Raw genomic sequence first — 13494 nt, forward strand, 5'->3', positions numbered from 1 at the left:
GTTCGGCGCCGCTCCTGGCTGGTCGGCGTGCCTGCGGCGAGGCCATGGGGCCTGCCGTCACCGACGGCAGCGCGACGGGTGGGACCTGTTCGATCCAGGGCAGGGGCAGCGGCCCGAGCACGAGGTCGGCGGGTCGCGCCGTCGGCAGATGGATCGCTCCATGTGAAGGCGCGCGAGAGTGGCGTGACGTGGTGGCTGTGGGTGTTAACTCCGACGCTATGAGTGGCGTCGATGGTGATTTCGATCTCACGGTAAGCGTGGTTTCCTGATCGATTTCTGAAGATCGCCGCGGAGAATGTTCGGGTGAGTCGGTGAATGCCAGGAAAATCCCCAGAGTCGCGGTGACGAGTACCCCGGCCGCTCCGGCCGCGGGTGCCAGGCCGGCGCGACTACCTGGGCGAATGGATCTAAGGGGGGACAAGTCGTGATTCCTTTGTGATTGGTGTGCGAGCATTCCGCCGATGCGGCTAGTGTGGTCCATCACCCGCGGAAGCCGGCGAGCTTTCCCCGATACGACCGCAGGGAGCTGTACCCCCATGCAAGATCCGATCGATCGCGATCGTCAGGAGATCCTGTCCGGTCCGGGAGACACCCTCCTGGGGCCGGGAAATACTCCCCCGGAAAACACCCGGCGCAAGAAGAACACCAACAAGACGCTCATCATCGTCCTGGGCGCCATCGTCGCCGTGCTGGTCGCGGGCGGCATCGGTTTCACGCTGGCCGGCGGCTCCGAGGAAGCGGCCCAGCCCGGCGGCGGCACCTCCGCGCCCTCCCAGACCGCGGGCGGCACCGACGAGCTGAGCGGCGAGGACGACGACGCCACGATGGGCGACGCCGTCACCGACACCCCGGGTGACGACCTCGGCGGCGACGACGCCACCATGGGCGGCGTGAGCGACGCCGGCGTGGGCGGCGGCGACCAGGCCGGGACGGGCGACACCGGCTCGACGGGCACGGGCTCGACGGGCACGGGCTCGACGGGCACCGGTTCGACCGGCACGGGCTCCTCGGGCGACGCCAAGACCGACGGCGGCAAGAAGCCCACCACGGCCCCCTCCGGCTCGGGCAAGCCCTCAGGCGGCGTCGCCCCGGCCGACACCCCCGCCGACGGCCCGGCCGGCGTGGTCGAGGGCCAGTGCTCCACAGCCGGCTGCTGACGGGCGGCCCCGCCGACGGCGGTGAGCGGGTGCCCCGCCGCGCGGTCCGTGGAAGTGGCTCGCCGTAAACGGTGGCCAGTGGCTCTACGCGCAGGTCACGGGGCAGCCTAGGGTCGTGGCATGACGACTGACAGAGCGGCCGCGCTGCGTGCGTTGCACATCCCCGGGAAGCCGCTGGTCCTGCCCAACGTCTGGGACGCCGCCTCCGCCCGAGCCGTACGTGATGCCGGGTTCCCCGCGGTGGCGACCGGGAGCGCAGCCGTCGCCCGTGTGCTCGGCCATGACGACGGCGAGCAGACCCCCGTCGAGGAGATGCTCGCGGCCGTCGCCCGCGTGGTCAGGGCGGTCGACGTGCCCGTCACCGCCGACATGGAGCGCGGCTACGGGCTCGAACCGGCCGAGCTCGCCGAGCGCCTGGCCGAGACCGGCGCCGTCGGGTGCAACCTCGAGGACTCCCTCCCCGGCACCGGCGAGCTGGTGGACCCGGGCGAGCAGGCGGAGTTCCTGGCCGGGGTGCGGGCGGCCCGGCCAGAGCTGGTGATCAACGCCCGGGTCGACGTCTACCTCCACGGCGGCGCCACGCGCGCGGAGGCCGTCCGGCGCGCGCGCCGCTACCTGGAGGCGGGAGCCGACTGCGTGTACCCGATCGGCCTCGGCGACGAGGACGAGATCCGCGCGCTGGTCGACGAGCTGGGCGCGCCGGTCAACGTCTTCTTCCGGCCGGGGGTGCCCGAGCTAGCCAGGCTGGCGGAGCTGGGTGTCGCCAGGATCAGTTTCGGAGGCGGGGTCCACCGGCTGGTCCACGCCTACACCGAGAAGCTCGTCGCCGAGATCCACGCGGGCCGCAGCCCGTTCTGACCCGGTGGCCTGCGGTGACGTGGAGGCGTGTCACGGGGATTCGGCGGGAGTCGTACGCTTGCGGTCGTGCTTGTCGCCGCGGCCGTATGCCCGCCCACCCCGCTGGTCGTGCTCGGGATGCCCGACCTCCGCTCCGCCTGCCTGGCCGCGATCGCCGCCGTCGGTGAGGCGCGTCCCGACGCGCTGATCGTGGTGGGCGGCGCCGAGTCGTCGCAGGCGTACGACGGCGCCGCCGCCGGCAGCCTGCGCGCCTGGGGCGTCGACCGCACGGCCGGCCGGGGAGAGCCCGTGCTGCCGCTGTCGCTGACCGTGGGCCGCCTGCTCCTCGACGGCCACGCCCCCGACCGGCTGCGGTCCGTGGCGTTCGACGCGCCGAGCGAGGACTGCAGGAAGCTGGGGGAGGAGCTCGCAGCGGCCGCGGACAGGGTGGCGCTGGTCGTCATGGCCGACGGCTCGGCCTGTCTCAGCCCCGGAGCGCCCGGCCGGTACGACGACGCGGCCGGGCCGTTCAACGCCCGCATCGCCGCCGCGCTCGCCGCCGGCGACCCCGCGCCGCTGGCCGCGCTCGACCCCGAGGAGGCCGACCGGCTGTGGGTGAGCGGCCGGGCCGCGCTGCAGGTGCTGGCGGGAGCGGCCGGCGCGAGCGCGTACGACGGGCGGCTGCTCATGCAGAGCGCGCCGTACGGCGTCGGCTACTTCGCCGCGCTGTGGGCCTGACGCCCCGGCACCGGGATCTTCATCAGGTCGCGAGCGAGCACCACCTGGCCGCCGTAGCTGCGGCGTACCTCCTCGGTGAACGCCGGCTCGTCGTCGAACCCGTACCGCTCGGAGAAGTGCGTCAGCACCAGGCGGCGCGCGCCCGCGCCGGCGGCCACCACCCCCGCCTCGAACGCCGTCAGGTGCCCGTACTCCTTGGCCAGCGCGCTCTCCGACGACAGGAACGTCGACTCGATCACCAGCAGGTCGACCCCCTGCGCCAGCTCGAAGACGGCGTCGCACAGCCGGGTGTCCATGACGAACGCCATGCTCTGCCCCGGCTTCGGCTCGCTGCACTGGTCGAGCGTGACGCCGCGCACGGAGCCGGTGCGCTGGAGCTCGCTGATCTCCGGGCCGCGGATGCCGTGGGCGGCCAGCCGCTCGGGGAGCATGCGCCGCCCGGCCGGCTCCTGGAGGCGGTAGCCGTACGACTCGACGGGGTGGGACAGGCGGCGCGCGGTCAGCGGGCCGACGCCGGCCAGCTCACCGGAGACGGGGTGTTCCTCGATCACGGAGGTGTCGGCGAAGGCCGTCGCGTGGCGCAGCCGCCGCCAGTAGCTCGCGCCGGAGGCGGGGAAGACCGCCCGCACCGGGTGGCGGACCTTGTCGCGGGCGATGCGCTGCACGACGCCCGGCACGCCCAGGCAGTGGTCTCCGTGGAAGTGGGTGACGCAGACCCAGTGGACGTCGTGCGCGCTCAGCCCCGCGAACGTCATCTGCCGCTGCGTGCCCTCGCCGGGGTCGAACAGGTAGCCCTGGCCGTCCCAGCGCAGCAGGTAGCCGTTGTGGTTACGGTGGCGGGTGGGCACCGCGCTGGAGGTGCCCAGCACCACGAGCTCACGTGAGGACATGATGGCCCCCATGGAGAACACGGTCGCCTACGCCGAGGTGCCCACGCCGGTGGGCCCGTTCACGCTGGCCCTGACCGAGATCGGTCTCGTCGCGTCGGGGTGGGGGTCCCGTGAGCGGCTGGCCGACCGCCTGGGCCTGGCTGAGGTCCATGATTCGGATCGTACGGCCTGCGCGGTCGCCGAGCTGAATGCTTATTTCGCCGGTGAGCTCAAGGAGTTCGCGACGCCGATGGACTGGCGGCTGATGTCCGGCGCGCGGCTGCGCGTCCTGCAGGCCCTGCACCGCGTCCCGTACGGCACCGCGGTCACCTACGGCGAGCTGGCCCGGCTGAGCGGCTCAGGGGTGCCCGCGCGCGGCATCGGCTCGATCATGGGCTCCAACCCGATCCCGATCGTCGTGCCGTGCCACCGCGTCGTGGCGGGCAACGGGCTGGGCGGGTTCAGCGGCGGGGAGGGCGTCGAGACGAAGCGGTGGCTGCTCACCCATGAGGGCTATCTGCAACCGACACTCCTCGACCTCTAGCAGACTGGAGGGGTGCGCCAGCATCCCGTCATCGCCGTCGTGGGCCCCACCGCGGCCGGAAAGTCCGATCTCGCCGTCGACATCGCCCTGCGCCTGGGCGGCGAGTGCGTCAACGCCGACTCCATGCAGCTCTACCGCGGCATGGACATCGGCACGGCCAAGCTCACCCCAGCCGAGATGCGCGGCGTGCCCCACCACCTGTTCGACGTCTGGGACGTGACGGTCACCGCCAGCGTGGCCGAGTACCAGAAGCTGGCCAGGGCCGTCATCGACGCCGTCGGGGTGCCCGTCCTCGTCGGCGGCAGCGGCCTGTACGTCCGGGCGGCCATCGACGACCTGGAGTTCCCCGGCACCGACGCGGAGATCAGGGCGCGGCTGGAGGCCGAGCTGACCGAGGTCGGTCCCGGCCCGCTGCACGAGCGCCTGCGCGAGCGTGACCCGGCCGCCGCGGCGGCCATCCTGCCGACCAACGGCCGCCGCATCGTGCGCGCGCTGGAGGTGATCGAGCTGTCGGGGCGCCCGTTCACGGCGACCATGCCGACCTACGAGGCCGTCTACCCGAGCGTCCAGATCGGCCTGGAGGTGCCGAGGCCCGAGCTCGACGAGCGGATCGCCGTACGGGTCGAGCGCATGTGGCGGGCGGGCCTGGTCGAGGAGGTCCGCACGCTGCTGGAGCGAGGGCTGGCGCAGGGCCGTACGGCGAGCAGGGCCCTCGGATACGCCCAGGTCATCCGTTTCCTCGAGGGCGAGTGGAGCGAAGAGCAGGCGTTCGCCGAGACCGTCCGTCTGACCAGGCGTTTCGCCCGCCGCCAGGAGTCGTGGTTCCGCAGGGATCCGCGGGTGTGCTGGCTGCCGTACGACGCTCCCGATCTCCTGGAAAGATCCCTCGCGCGAGTCTCCGAGCACTCATGCGGATAAACTTGTACAATGCGCTTTCTCAAGGGGCACGGCACCGAGAACGATTTCGTCATCCTGCCTGATCCCGACGGTGTGGTCGACCTTTCGGCCGCGGTCGTCGCCAAGATCTGTGACAGGAGAGCCGGCGTCGGGGCCGACGGCGTGCTCCGGGTGGCGCGCACGAAGCAGAGCCACGAGGTGGCCGAGCAGGCGTCGGCGGCCGAGTGGTTCATGGACTACCGCAACTCCGACGGCAGCGTGGCCGAGATGTGCGGCAACGGCGTACGGGTCTTCGCGCGATACCTGATCGACGCCGGGCTGGAGAATGCGACCGAGTTCGCGGTGGCGACGCGCGGCGGCCTGCGCAAGGTGCGCGTCGAGCCCCACGGCGACATCACCGTCGACATGGGCAAGCCCGTCGTCCTCGGCGAGAGCGTGGCCTGCCTCGGCGGGCACGAATACACCGGTGTCCACGTCGACATGGGCAACCCTCACCTGGCCTGCGCCATCGGCGATCCGGTCGCCCAGCTCGACCTGAGCCACCAGCCCGCCTTCGACACGTGCGTCTTCCCCGCCGGCGTCAACATCGAGCTGTTCAACCCGGTCGGCACCACCCGCGCCGTCATGCGCGTCTTCGAGCGCGGCGCCGGCGAGACCCGTTCCTGCGGCACCGGCGCGGTGGCCACGGCCGTCGCCGCGGCCAGGCTGTCGGGCGACACCCTCGGCACGTGGACGGTCGAGGTGCTGGGCGGCACGCTGACGGTCATCCTCGACGAGGACACGAGCTACCTGTCGGGCCCCGCCGAGATCATCGCCAGCGGCGAACTCCTACTTGCAGAATGATGTTCTGATAGCGGATGCTGGGTTCACTTCACGAACCGAGGAGTGGACATGGCGGACGCGCGGACCACTGCCAGGGCGGTCAAGTCGCCCATCGGGCAGTACGGCGGCGGATTCATGATCTCCAGGGAGGCCAAGGCCGTCTGCGACGAGTACGGCCTCGGCGCCCGTGAGTTCTACTTCCGGGGCCGCTGCGGCGTCCTCGGCGAGTGCGACGCCGACGTGGTGAGCGCGGCGGCGGTCTTCTTCCCCCCGGACCACGTCAGGCAGAGCTGGGAGAGCGGGCGCAAGCTCCCCGTCGAGCGGGCCGTCGAGCTCTACGCCGAGGCGTGCCACGCGTGGGCGCGGCGCAAACTGGACGGGCGCGACGGCTGCGCCAGGATCGCCGAGCTGCTCCAGCGCGTGGTCGAGAACGCCTCGCCGGTCGGGGCCCCGCTGTTCGCCGGCTGGCGGGCCGTGCCGCTGCCCGGCGACGCGCCCGCCCGCGCCGTCCAGCTCATGCACGTCTTACGCGAGCTGCGCGGTGCTCTGCACGCCAATGCCGTGATCGCGGCCGGGCTGCACCCGCTGGACGCCACGCTCGCCGCCGAGCACGACGGCACACCGCTCGGGCAGCGGTCGGGCGAGATGATCGCCCGCTTTTTCACCTGGCCGGAGCCGTACGCGACGCCGGGGCCCGAGGTCGTGGCACGCCGCGCGGCGGTCGAGGAGACGACCGACGCGCTCATGGCGGAGGCGTTCTCCGTCCTGAGCGACGGCGAATCGGACGAGCTGATAGAGCTTCTGCGTTTTGGGCATGCCCGTTGACCTGGCAGACTGGCTGCCCATGGACGTGGACATCTGGGCCTGGGTCGGCGACACCCAGCAGCAGCTTTCCGAGGCGGGCAACGTGGGCCTCGCCATGGCGCTGGGAGACCTCCCCGCACAGGCTTACGAGGGCCGATATCCGCAGCTCGACGTCATGGCGCCGGCCATCGCGCAGCAGGCGGAGGCCTTGGAGCTGCCCTGGCTCGAGTTCTACGCCCGCTACTGGCATCTGATCGGCCGCATCGGCGACCGGACGCAGGGCGCGGTCGCCGTCGACGACGCGAAGCAGCTGCTCGCGTTCGCCGAGCGCGAAGACGTCCGCGACTGCCCGGCCGCTCCGGCGGCGGTCGAGGCCCTCGCCATCGCGTGGGCCAACACCGACGGCCCCGGCTACGCCGCCCAGCGCCTGGAGACGCTCAGCCCCCGCATCGAGGCGACCAGCCCCGAGAAGCCGGCCTTCGCCGGCCTCGTGACGCAGTACGTCGCCGCCCTGACCGACGCCGGCCAGCCCGGCGAGGCCGTCACCTACGCCGACTCCGCCATCGAGCGGCTGCGCACGGCCGGGCGCGAGCCGAGCTGGGAGCTCGGCGCCGAGCGCGCCCGCGCGCTGCTGGCCGCCGGGCGCGGCGACGACGCGCTCGTCGCGCTGCAGGCCGCGGCCGACGCCAAGCCCGACGACCCGGTGGCCCAGCCCCACCGCGACGGCGTGCGCCGCGCGCTGATCCTCGCCACGCTGGGCCGCATCTCCGAGGCCGTCGACGCGCTGCCCGACCTCGACGTGATCGGCGAGCACCCGCGGGTGTTCACCGAATGGACACAGGCCGTCGCCAAGCTGGCCGGCTCCGCCCAGATCACCAACACCTGGCAGCTGGGCCGCGTCGTGCGGCAGTGGATCGACTACTTCGGCATGATGGGCGGCTACCGCGCCCGCGTCGAGCTGGCGCTGGTCGCCGGCGACCTGGCGCTCGGCCGCCAGGGCGTCTGGCAGGCCAGGCTGCTGGCCGACGTGGCCGAGGCGGGCGCCGCCGAGCTGCGCGAGACCGGCGACCTGGCCGAGCGCATCGCCGCGTTGCGGGCCGCCGCCGACGCCACCCCGGAGCCCGCGGCGCCGGGGCCGCTGGAGGAGCGGGTCGGCCAGTTCGACGCCGCCGACGGCTTCAACGCCGACCCCGAGAAGTGGGTCGGCTGGCTGGCCCCGCTGTCCGGCAAGGACCTCGAGGCCACCCGCCGCCACACCACCACGCTCGGCTTCCTCGGCTTCCCCGCGGCAGGCGCCGACATCTACTGGAAGATGCTCGTCGACACCGGCGACATCGCCACCGCCCACGCCGACGACGTGGCCTACCTGACCACGCTGCTCATCGAGGCCCGCCAGGACGAGCGGCTGGAGCAGATGGCCGCGTTGCTGCCGCACGCCGACCAGTACGTCGCCCTCGCCCGCATGCACAGCGCCCGCGAGCGCTGGCAGGAGTGCCTCGACGCCGCCGAGCACGCCGTCTCGGCCGGCGCCGGCATCGAGGCCCGCCGCCTGCTGTCGGGCGCCGCCCAGCAGCTCGACCACAACGACAGGGCCGCCAACGTGCTGGCCGAGGTGATCGACGAGCTGGCCGACGAAGACGTCTGGCGCATGATCGTCATGGCCACCTCGGCGGAGGACTGGGCGCTCGTCCGCAAGGGCGCGGCCAAGCTCGGCATGCCGCTGAAGTCCAGCGAGGGCCCGATCGAGGAGGAGATGGGCCTGATCCGGCTCGTCCTCCCGGCGCCCGACGGCGGCCAGCGCCAGGTGCTGTCCATCCGCACCGGCCCGGCCACCGCCCGGCTGGCCCTGCCGCAGCCGCGCGGCATGGACTACAACGCCGGCGACCTGGTCGTGTTCGACCCGCAGCTGCTCGAGCCCGTCCCCGACGACCCCAAGGAGCAGCAGAACTTCGTGCCGCCGTTCGCCGCGGTGCGCATCCTGCGGCCCGGCGGCTACACCAGCTACTTCTTCGACGGCGCCGCGCCGAGCGAGGAGGACTGGGCGGAGTTCACCGAGGTCATGGCCGAGCGCGGCTGGCCGATGTGGGTCTACAGCGACGAGAACTACACCATCCCCCACCCGAGCACCGGCGAGCGGCTGCCCGGCGTGTTCGGCTGGGTCGCGGTGCCGCCCGACGTCTCGCCCGCCGAGGTCGACGCGCTGCTCGACGACGCCACCGAGCGCTGGGTGCACCCGCTGGCCTGGCTCGACCTGGCCCGCGAGATCGGCGTCGAGGTCGAGCGGCACGAGCGCATCGTCAAGGAATACGGGCTCTAGAAGTGCTCGACCGCTTCCGGCTCGACGGCAAGGTGGCCGTCGTCACCGGTGCCTCCTCCGGGCTGGGCGTCGCCCTGGCCAGGGGGCTGGCCGAGGCGGGCGCCGACGTCGTGATCGGTGCGCGCCGCGCCGATCGGCTGGAGGAGACGCGGCGGCTGGTGGAAGAGACCGGCCGCCGGTGCCTGGCGATGGCGACCGACGTGTCGCGGCCGGAAGACTGCGACGCGCTGGTGGCCGCCGCCGTCGAGGGCCTGGGCCGTGTCGACGTACTGATCAACAACGCCGGCATCGGCACCGCCGTGCCCGCGCTGCGCGAGACGCCCGAGGAGTTCCGGCAGGTCATCGACGTCAACCTGCTCGGCACGTACTGCATGGCGCAGGCGTGCGCGCGGGTGATGCGGCCAGGCTCCTCGATCGTCAACATCGGCAGCGTGCTCGGCGAGACCACGGCGGGGCTGCCGCAGGCCGCCTACACCGCCTCCAAGGCGGCCGTGTCCGGGCTCACGCGCGACCTGGCCCAGCAGTGGACGGCACGGCGCGGTATCCGGGTCAACTGCCTGGAGCCCGGGTTCTTCGTCTCCGAGATGACCGATCAGTACAAACCCGGTTATCTCGAGCAGATCGTGGAGACGCGGGTGCTCATGAAGCGGCTTGGCCAGGCCGAGGAGCTGGTGACCGCCGCGGTCTTCCTGGCCAGTGACGCGGCCTCGTACGTCACCGGGGTGACGCTGCCGGTCGACGGCGGGGTGCTGCTCACCTAGAGGTGCTGCCGGGTCGGCGGCTGACCGCGAGCGCGATGGCGAGCGGCACCAGTGCCCAGGCCGCGCAGACCGCGACCGCCGTCGATGCCGGCATCGTCTGCGGAGTCTGGCGGAGCAGCTCCAGCCCGGCCGCCAGGGGCAGGAACCCGCCGACGTCCTCGCCGCCGGGAAGCGACAGGACGACCAGCGGGATGACGTACAGGACCGCCATCAGAACCACGACCGCCACGGCTCCGTTGCGCAGCAGGGCGCCGAACGCGAGCCCGAGGAGCGCGGCCATCACCCGCACGAGCGCCGCCGCGCCGATCTGCCGCCAGGCGTCCGGCGGCAGGACCGCCGGATCGTGCCGCGCGGTCACCACCCGGCCGTACCCGTATCCGAGGCCCCCGACCAGGACCAGCACGGTCAGGGCCGCGCCGGTCAAGACGGCCGCCTTGGCCAGATCGGTGCCGCGCTCCACCTCAGCCTGGGCACGGTGAAGACCCACGTCAGCCACCTGCTGGCCAAGCTCGGCGCGCGCACCCGCGTGCATTTGGTGATCGCCGCCTACGAGGCTGGCCTGGTCCCCTGACCCACCCATGGTGACACCCGGGAGGCGGGTGCCGCCCGGGTGGTGGATCACTGGTCGAGCAGGTCGTGCTGGGCGGCCAGGTAGCCGGCGTGGAAACGGGTGCGAGCGCCCAGACGCTCGCACAACACCTGGACGCGGCGCTGCACCGTGCGGGGGCTGAGGCCGAGCTGGCGGGCGATGGCGTCGTCCTTCATGCCGCCCGCGAGCAGGGCCAGCACCTCCGTGTCGGGCGCCTGCGGCCACGTCTCCGGCTCCAGGTCCTCGGACGTCAGGCGCAGCGGCACCGCCGCCCGCCACAGCGTCTCGAACAACCCCACCAGCGCGTCGAGCAGCGCCGACGGGTGCACCACGAGGGCGCTCTCGACGGCTTGGTCCTCCTCGGAGACCAGCGGCAGGATGGCGGTACTCGCGTCGGCGACCGCCAGCTTGACCGGCACGTGCCCGAGCCTGGCCTGCTCGCCGTCGGCGATGGCGCGGCGCGTGTGGGCCAGCATGCCGGGCTGCTCGAACGCCTGCGGGCTGTAGATGCCGCGGATGACGGGAGCGCCCTGGCGGGCGGCGCGTCGGCGGTTCTCCTGGTCGTCGCTGATGTCCACCGCGTACGGCGGGTGCACGAGGACGAGCATCTCGCGGGTGGCGTTGCGTTCGAGCTGGAGGTAGCGGCGGGACACGGCGTCGCGGCCGGAGACCACCTCCAGCACCTCCTCCGGATGCGGCCCGCTGCGCTCGCTGACCTCCGTGGCCAGCAGCGCCGCGGCGGCCCGGCTGTGCGTGATCTCCTCCTGGCGGCGGGCGACCAGGATGTCGACCGCGATGTTCGGGGGCGTGGCGATCAGCCGCAGCGGCCGTCCGGCCACGCGCGAGATCAGGCCGAGGTCCTCCAGCCGCGGCAGCATGCGGCGGATGCCCCCGGCGGACGAGCCGGTCTGGGCGGCCAGCTCGTTCAGCGTGGCCGGTCCGTGCCGCAGCAGGGCGCGGTAGGCGGTCTCCTCGGCGGCGGTGACCCCGAGCCCCTCAAGTAAGCGCCGCTGCGCCATAGATCCTCCCCTGTCATGATCCGAGCAGCCTAGGCGTCGGGCGGTCCACCGGTCTTGTCCCGGGATGAACGGCGCTCTATGGTCGTTGCGTAGTCCGGTGCGTATTGCGCATTAAGGAACAACCGGAGGCGCCATGAGTCGGCCCCGTGTGGTGATCGTGGGCGCCGGCATCGTCGGCTGCGCCCTGGCCGACGAGCTCACCGAACGGGGATGGACCTCCGTCACCGTCGTCGACCAGGGGCCGCTGTTCACCGCCGGCGGGTCCAGTTCGCACGCGCCCGGCCTGGTCTTCCAGACGAACCCGTCGAGGACGATGACCGCGTTCGCCGCCTACACCGTCAGCAAGTACGCGGCGCTCGGCCCGTCGTGCTTCCAGCAGGTCGGCGGCCTGGAGGTGGCCACCACACCCGAACGCTGGGCCGACCTGCACCGCAAGCTCGGCTGGGCCGAGTCGTGGGGCGTCGAGGCCCGGTTGATCGACGCCGGGGAGTGCGCGCGGCTCTGGCCGCTGCTCGACCGGGGCAAGGTGCTCGGCGGGCTCCACGTCCCGAGCGACGGGCTGGCCGCGGCGGTGGCCTGCGGGGAGGCCCAGGCGGCGCGGGCCACCGAGCGCGGGGCCAGGTTCCTGCCGCACCACACGGTGGTGGGGGTCGAGCAGCGCGGCGGGCGCGTCACCGGGGTCTCGGTCGTGACGTCCGGCGGGCACCGGACGATCCCGGCCGACGTGGTGGTGTGCGCGGCCGGCTTCTGGGGGCCGTCGATCGGGCGGATGGCCGGGCTGACCGTGCCGCTGCAGCCGCTGGCCCACCAGTACGCCAGGTCGGGCCCGCTGCCGCCGCAGCCGCAGGGCCCGATCCTCCGCCACCAGGACCGCGACCTGTACTTCCGCCGGCACGGCGACCGCATCGGCATCGGCTCGTACGCCCACCGCCCCATGCCGGTCGCCCAGGACGAGATCGGCCTCAAGGGCACCACCATGCCGTCGGTGCAGGCGTTCACCGAGGAGGACTTCGAGCCCTCCTGGCGGGACGCGGTCGAGCTGCTGCCCGCGCTCGCCGAGTCCAAGTACGCGGACGGCATCAACGGGGTCTTCTCCTTCACCCCCGACGGGTTACCGCTGATCGGCGAGGCTCCGCAGCTCGACGGGTTCTGGGTGGCCGAGGCCGTCTGGGTGACGCACTCGGCGGGGGTCGCGCGGGCGCTGGCCGAGGTGCTGGTGGACGGGCGGTCGGGGTTCGACCTGCATGAGTGCGAGCTGGGCCGGTTCGAGCAGGCGCAGTTGTCGCCCGCCTTCGTCGAGGAGCGCGGCAGGCAGAACTTCATCGAGGTCTACGACGTCATCCACCCGCTGCAGCCGATGGAGTCGCCGCGGCCGCTGCGCACCAGCCCGTTCCACGTCCGGCAGCGGGAGCTCGGCGCGTACTTCCTTGAGGCGGCCGGGTGGGAGCGGCCCCACTGGTTCGAGTCGAACGTGCCCCTGCTGGAGGACCTCGTACGGCGGCGCAGGGACGAGTACGCCGACGTGCCCGAGGAGGCCCGGGGGGCGGCCGCGGAGCCGTTCCTCGGGGCGATGCAGCGAGACGCGTGGGCGGGCCGTTACTGGTCGCCGATCGCCGCCGCCGAGTCCTGGGCCACGAGGGAGCGGGTGGCGCTCTACGACATGACGCCGCTCAAGCGGATCGAGGTCAGCGGGCCCGGGGCGGCGGCGTTCCTGCAGCGTATGACGACGAACAACGTGGACAAGAAGCCCGGCTCGGTCACGTACACGCTGATGCTGGACGCCGGCGGCGGGATCCGGTCTGACCTCACGGTGGCGCGGCTGGACGAGGAGACGTTCCAGGTCGGCGCGAACGGCAACCTCGACCTCGAATGGCTGACCCGGCACGCGCCGGGCGGGGTGCGGGTGCGTGACCTGACGCCCGGCACGTGCTGCGTCGGCGTCTGGGGACCCTGGGCCAGGGGGCTGGTGGAGGGCCTCACCGACATGGACATGTCCCACCAGGGCTTCCCGTATTTCACCTGCAAATCGGGATATATCGGGCATGTGTCGGTGCTTGCGATGCGGGTCTCGTACGTCGGCGAGCTGGGCTGGGAGTTCTACACCACGGCCGACATGGGGCTCAAGCTGTGGGACACGCTC

The 13494-nt window shown here is 72.8% G+C and carries 14 protein-coding genes; 11 read left to right on the top strand and 3 right to left on the bottom strand.

Annotated elements, in window-relative coordinates; genetic code table 11:
• Window positions 1–536 precede the first annotated feature (536 nt).
• From E1286_RS40895 to E1286_RS40905, 3 genes are all read left to right on the top strand, one after another.
• Window positions 537–1157 carry a hypothetical protein gene (locus tag E1286_RS40895; RefSeq protein WP_132621712.1) on the top strand — a complete coding sequence of 207 codons (621 nt, stop codon included), beginning with the start codon at window positions 537–539 and terminating at the stop codon, window positions 1155–1157.
• A gap of 120 nt (window positions 1158–1277) precedes the next feature.
• Entirely contained in the window at window positions 1278–2015 is a 738-nt protein-coding gene (locus E1286_RS40900; RefSeq protein ID WP_132621714.1) for an isocitrate lyase/PEP mutase family protein, read from the top strand.
• A 66-nt stretch (window positions 2016–2081) separates the two neighbouring features.
• Window positions 2082–2732 (top strand): class III extradiol ring-cleavage dioxygenase family protein, encoded by a 651-nt coding sequence (locus tag E1286_RS40905; RefSeq protein ID WP_132621716.1) that lies wholly within the window; start codon window positions 2082–2084, stop codon window positions 2730–2732.
• On the opposite strand, the gene E1286_RS40910 is transcribed toward E1286_RS40905, so the two are convergent.
• Window positions 2708–3622, bottom strand: coding sequence for a ribonuclease Z (locus tag E1286_RS40910; RefSeq protein ID WP_132621718.1), 915 nt, complete (start codon window positions 3620–3622; stop codon window positions 2708–2710). The two genes, E1286_RS40905 and E1286_RS40910, sit on opposite strands and share 25 nt — an antisense overlap.
• Before the next feature lie 10 nt (window positions 3623–3632).
• Between E1286_RS40910 and E1286_RS40915 the strand changes: the two genes are divergently transcribed.
• Genes E1286_RS40915 through E1286_RS40940 form a run of 6 tightly spaced genes read left to right on the top strand, consistent with a single transcriptional unit; the run spans window position 3633 to window position 9746 of the window.
• Complete coding sequence (locus E1286_RS40915) at window positions 3633–4145, top strand: methylated-DNA--[protein]-cysteine S-methyltransferase (protein WP_132621720.1); 513 nt, start codon at window positions 3633–3635, stop codon at window positions 4143–4145.
• A gap of 12 nt (window positions 4146–4157) precedes the next feature.
• A complete protein-coding gene (gene miaA / locus E1286_RS40920) occupies window positions 4158–5063 on the top strand; it encodes a tRNA (adenosine(37)-N6)-dimethylallyltransferase MiaA (protein WP_132621722.1) in 906 nt (301 codons plus the stop codon).
• A gap of 9 nt (window positions 5064–5072) precedes the next feature.
• Window positions 5073–5885, top strand: a complete 813-nt coding sequence (gene dapF / locus E1286_RS40925; protein WP_132621724.1) for a diaminopimelate epimerase — start codon at window positions 5073–5075, stop codon at window positions 5883–5885.
• 48 nt (window positions 5886–5933) lie between these two features.
• Window positions 5934–6689: an SCO6745 family protein gene (locus E1286_RS40930; RefSeq protein WP_246075602.1), complete on the top strand. Its 756-nt coding sequence runs from the start codon at window positions 5934–5936 to the stop codon at window positions 6687–6689.
• On the top strand, window positions 6679–8985 hold the full coding sequence (locus E1286_RS40935; RefSeq protein ID WP_246075603.1) for a tetratricopeptide repeat protein: 2307 nt from the start codon (window positions 6679–6681) through the stop codon (window positions 8983–8985). Before E1286_RS40930 ends, E1286_RS40935 begins: the two co-directional genes overlap by 11 nt.
• 2 nt (window positions 8986–8987) lie before the next feature.
• Complete coding sequence (locus E1286_RS40940) at window positions 8988–9746, top strand: SDR family NAD(P)-dependent oxidoreductase (protein WP_132621728.1); 759 nt, start codon at window positions 8988–8990, stop codon at window positions 9744–9746.
• Here the strand turns inward: E1286_RS40940 and E1286_RS50910 are convergent.
• Complete coding sequence (locus tag E1286_RS50910; protein ID WP_165970141.1) at window positions 9739–10233, bottom strand: hypothetical protein; 495 nt, start codon at window positions 10231–10233, stop codon at window positions 9739–9741. The genes E1286_RS40940 and E1286_RS50910 overlap by 8 nt on opposite strands.
• Between E1286_RS50910 and E1286_RS50915 the strand changes: the two genes are divergently transcribed.
• Window positions 10222–10317 (top strand): helix-turn-helix domain-containing protein, encoded by a 96-nt coding sequence (locus tag E1286_RS50915; RefSeq protein WP_425464794.1) that lies wholly within the window; start codon window positions 10222–10224, stop codon window positions 10315–10317. The genes E1286_RS50910 and E1286_RS50915 overlap by 12 nt on opposite strands.
• Window positions 10318–10364: 47 nt before the next feature.
• Here the strand turns inward: E1286_RS50915 and E1286_RS40955 are convergent, their stop codons facing one another.
• On the bottom strand, window positions 10365–11354 hold the full coding sequence (locus E1286_RS40955) for a helix-turn-helix transcriptional regulator (protein ID WP_132621732.1): 990 nt from the start codon (window positions 11352–11354) through the stop codon (window positions 10365–10367).
• Between the two features lie 133 nt (window positions 11355–11487).
• On the opposite strand from E1286_RS40955, the gene E1286_RS40960 reads away from it, so the two are divergent.
• Window positions 11488–13494: FAD-dependent oxidoreductase (locus tag E1286_RS40960; protein ID WP_165970142.1), on the top strand; the 2007-nt coding region annotated here is incomplete at its 3' end.

The organism is Nonomuraea terrae, assembly GCF_004348995.1.
Classification (GTDB): domain Bacteria; phylum Actinomycetota; class Actinomycetes; order Streptosporangiales; family Streptosporangiaceae; genus Nonomuraea; species Nonomuraea terrae.

Excerpts from the sequence above, each read along its gene's own strand:
- E1286_RS40895 (WP_132621712.1), top strand. The coding sequence starts at position 537 with ATGCAAGATCCGATCGATCGCGATCGTCAGGAGATCCTGTCCGGTCCG.
- E1286_RS40900 (WP_132621714.1), top strand. The coding sequence starts at position 1,278 with ATGACGACTGACAGAGCGGCCGCGCTGCGTGCGTTGCACATCCCCGGG.
- E1286_RS40910 (WP_132621718.1), bottom strand. The coding sequence starts at position 3,622 with ATGTCCTCACGTGAGCTCGTGGTGCTGGGCACCTCCAGCGCGGTGCCC.
- E1286_RS40915 (WP_132621720.1), top strand. The coding sequence starts at position 3,633 with ATGGAGAACACGGTCGCCTACGCCGAGGTGCCCACGCCGGTGGGCCCG.
- dapF (WP_132621724.1), top strand. The coding sequence starts at position 5,073 with ATGCGCTTTCTCAAGGGGCACGGCACCGAGAACGATTTCGTCATCCTG.
- E1286_RS40930 (WP_246075602.1), top strand. The coding sequence starts at position 5,934 with ATGGCGGACGCGCGGACCACTGCCAGGGCGGTCAAGTCGCCCATCGGG.
- E1286_RS40935 (WP_246075603.1), top strand. The coding sequence starts at position 6,679 with ATGCCCGTTGACCTGGCAGACTGGCTGCCCATGGACGTGGACATCTGG.
- E1286_RS40955 (WP_132621732.1), bottom strand. The coding sequence starts at position 11,354 with ATGGCGCAGCGGCGCTTACTTGAGGGGCTCGGGGTCACCGCCGCCGAG.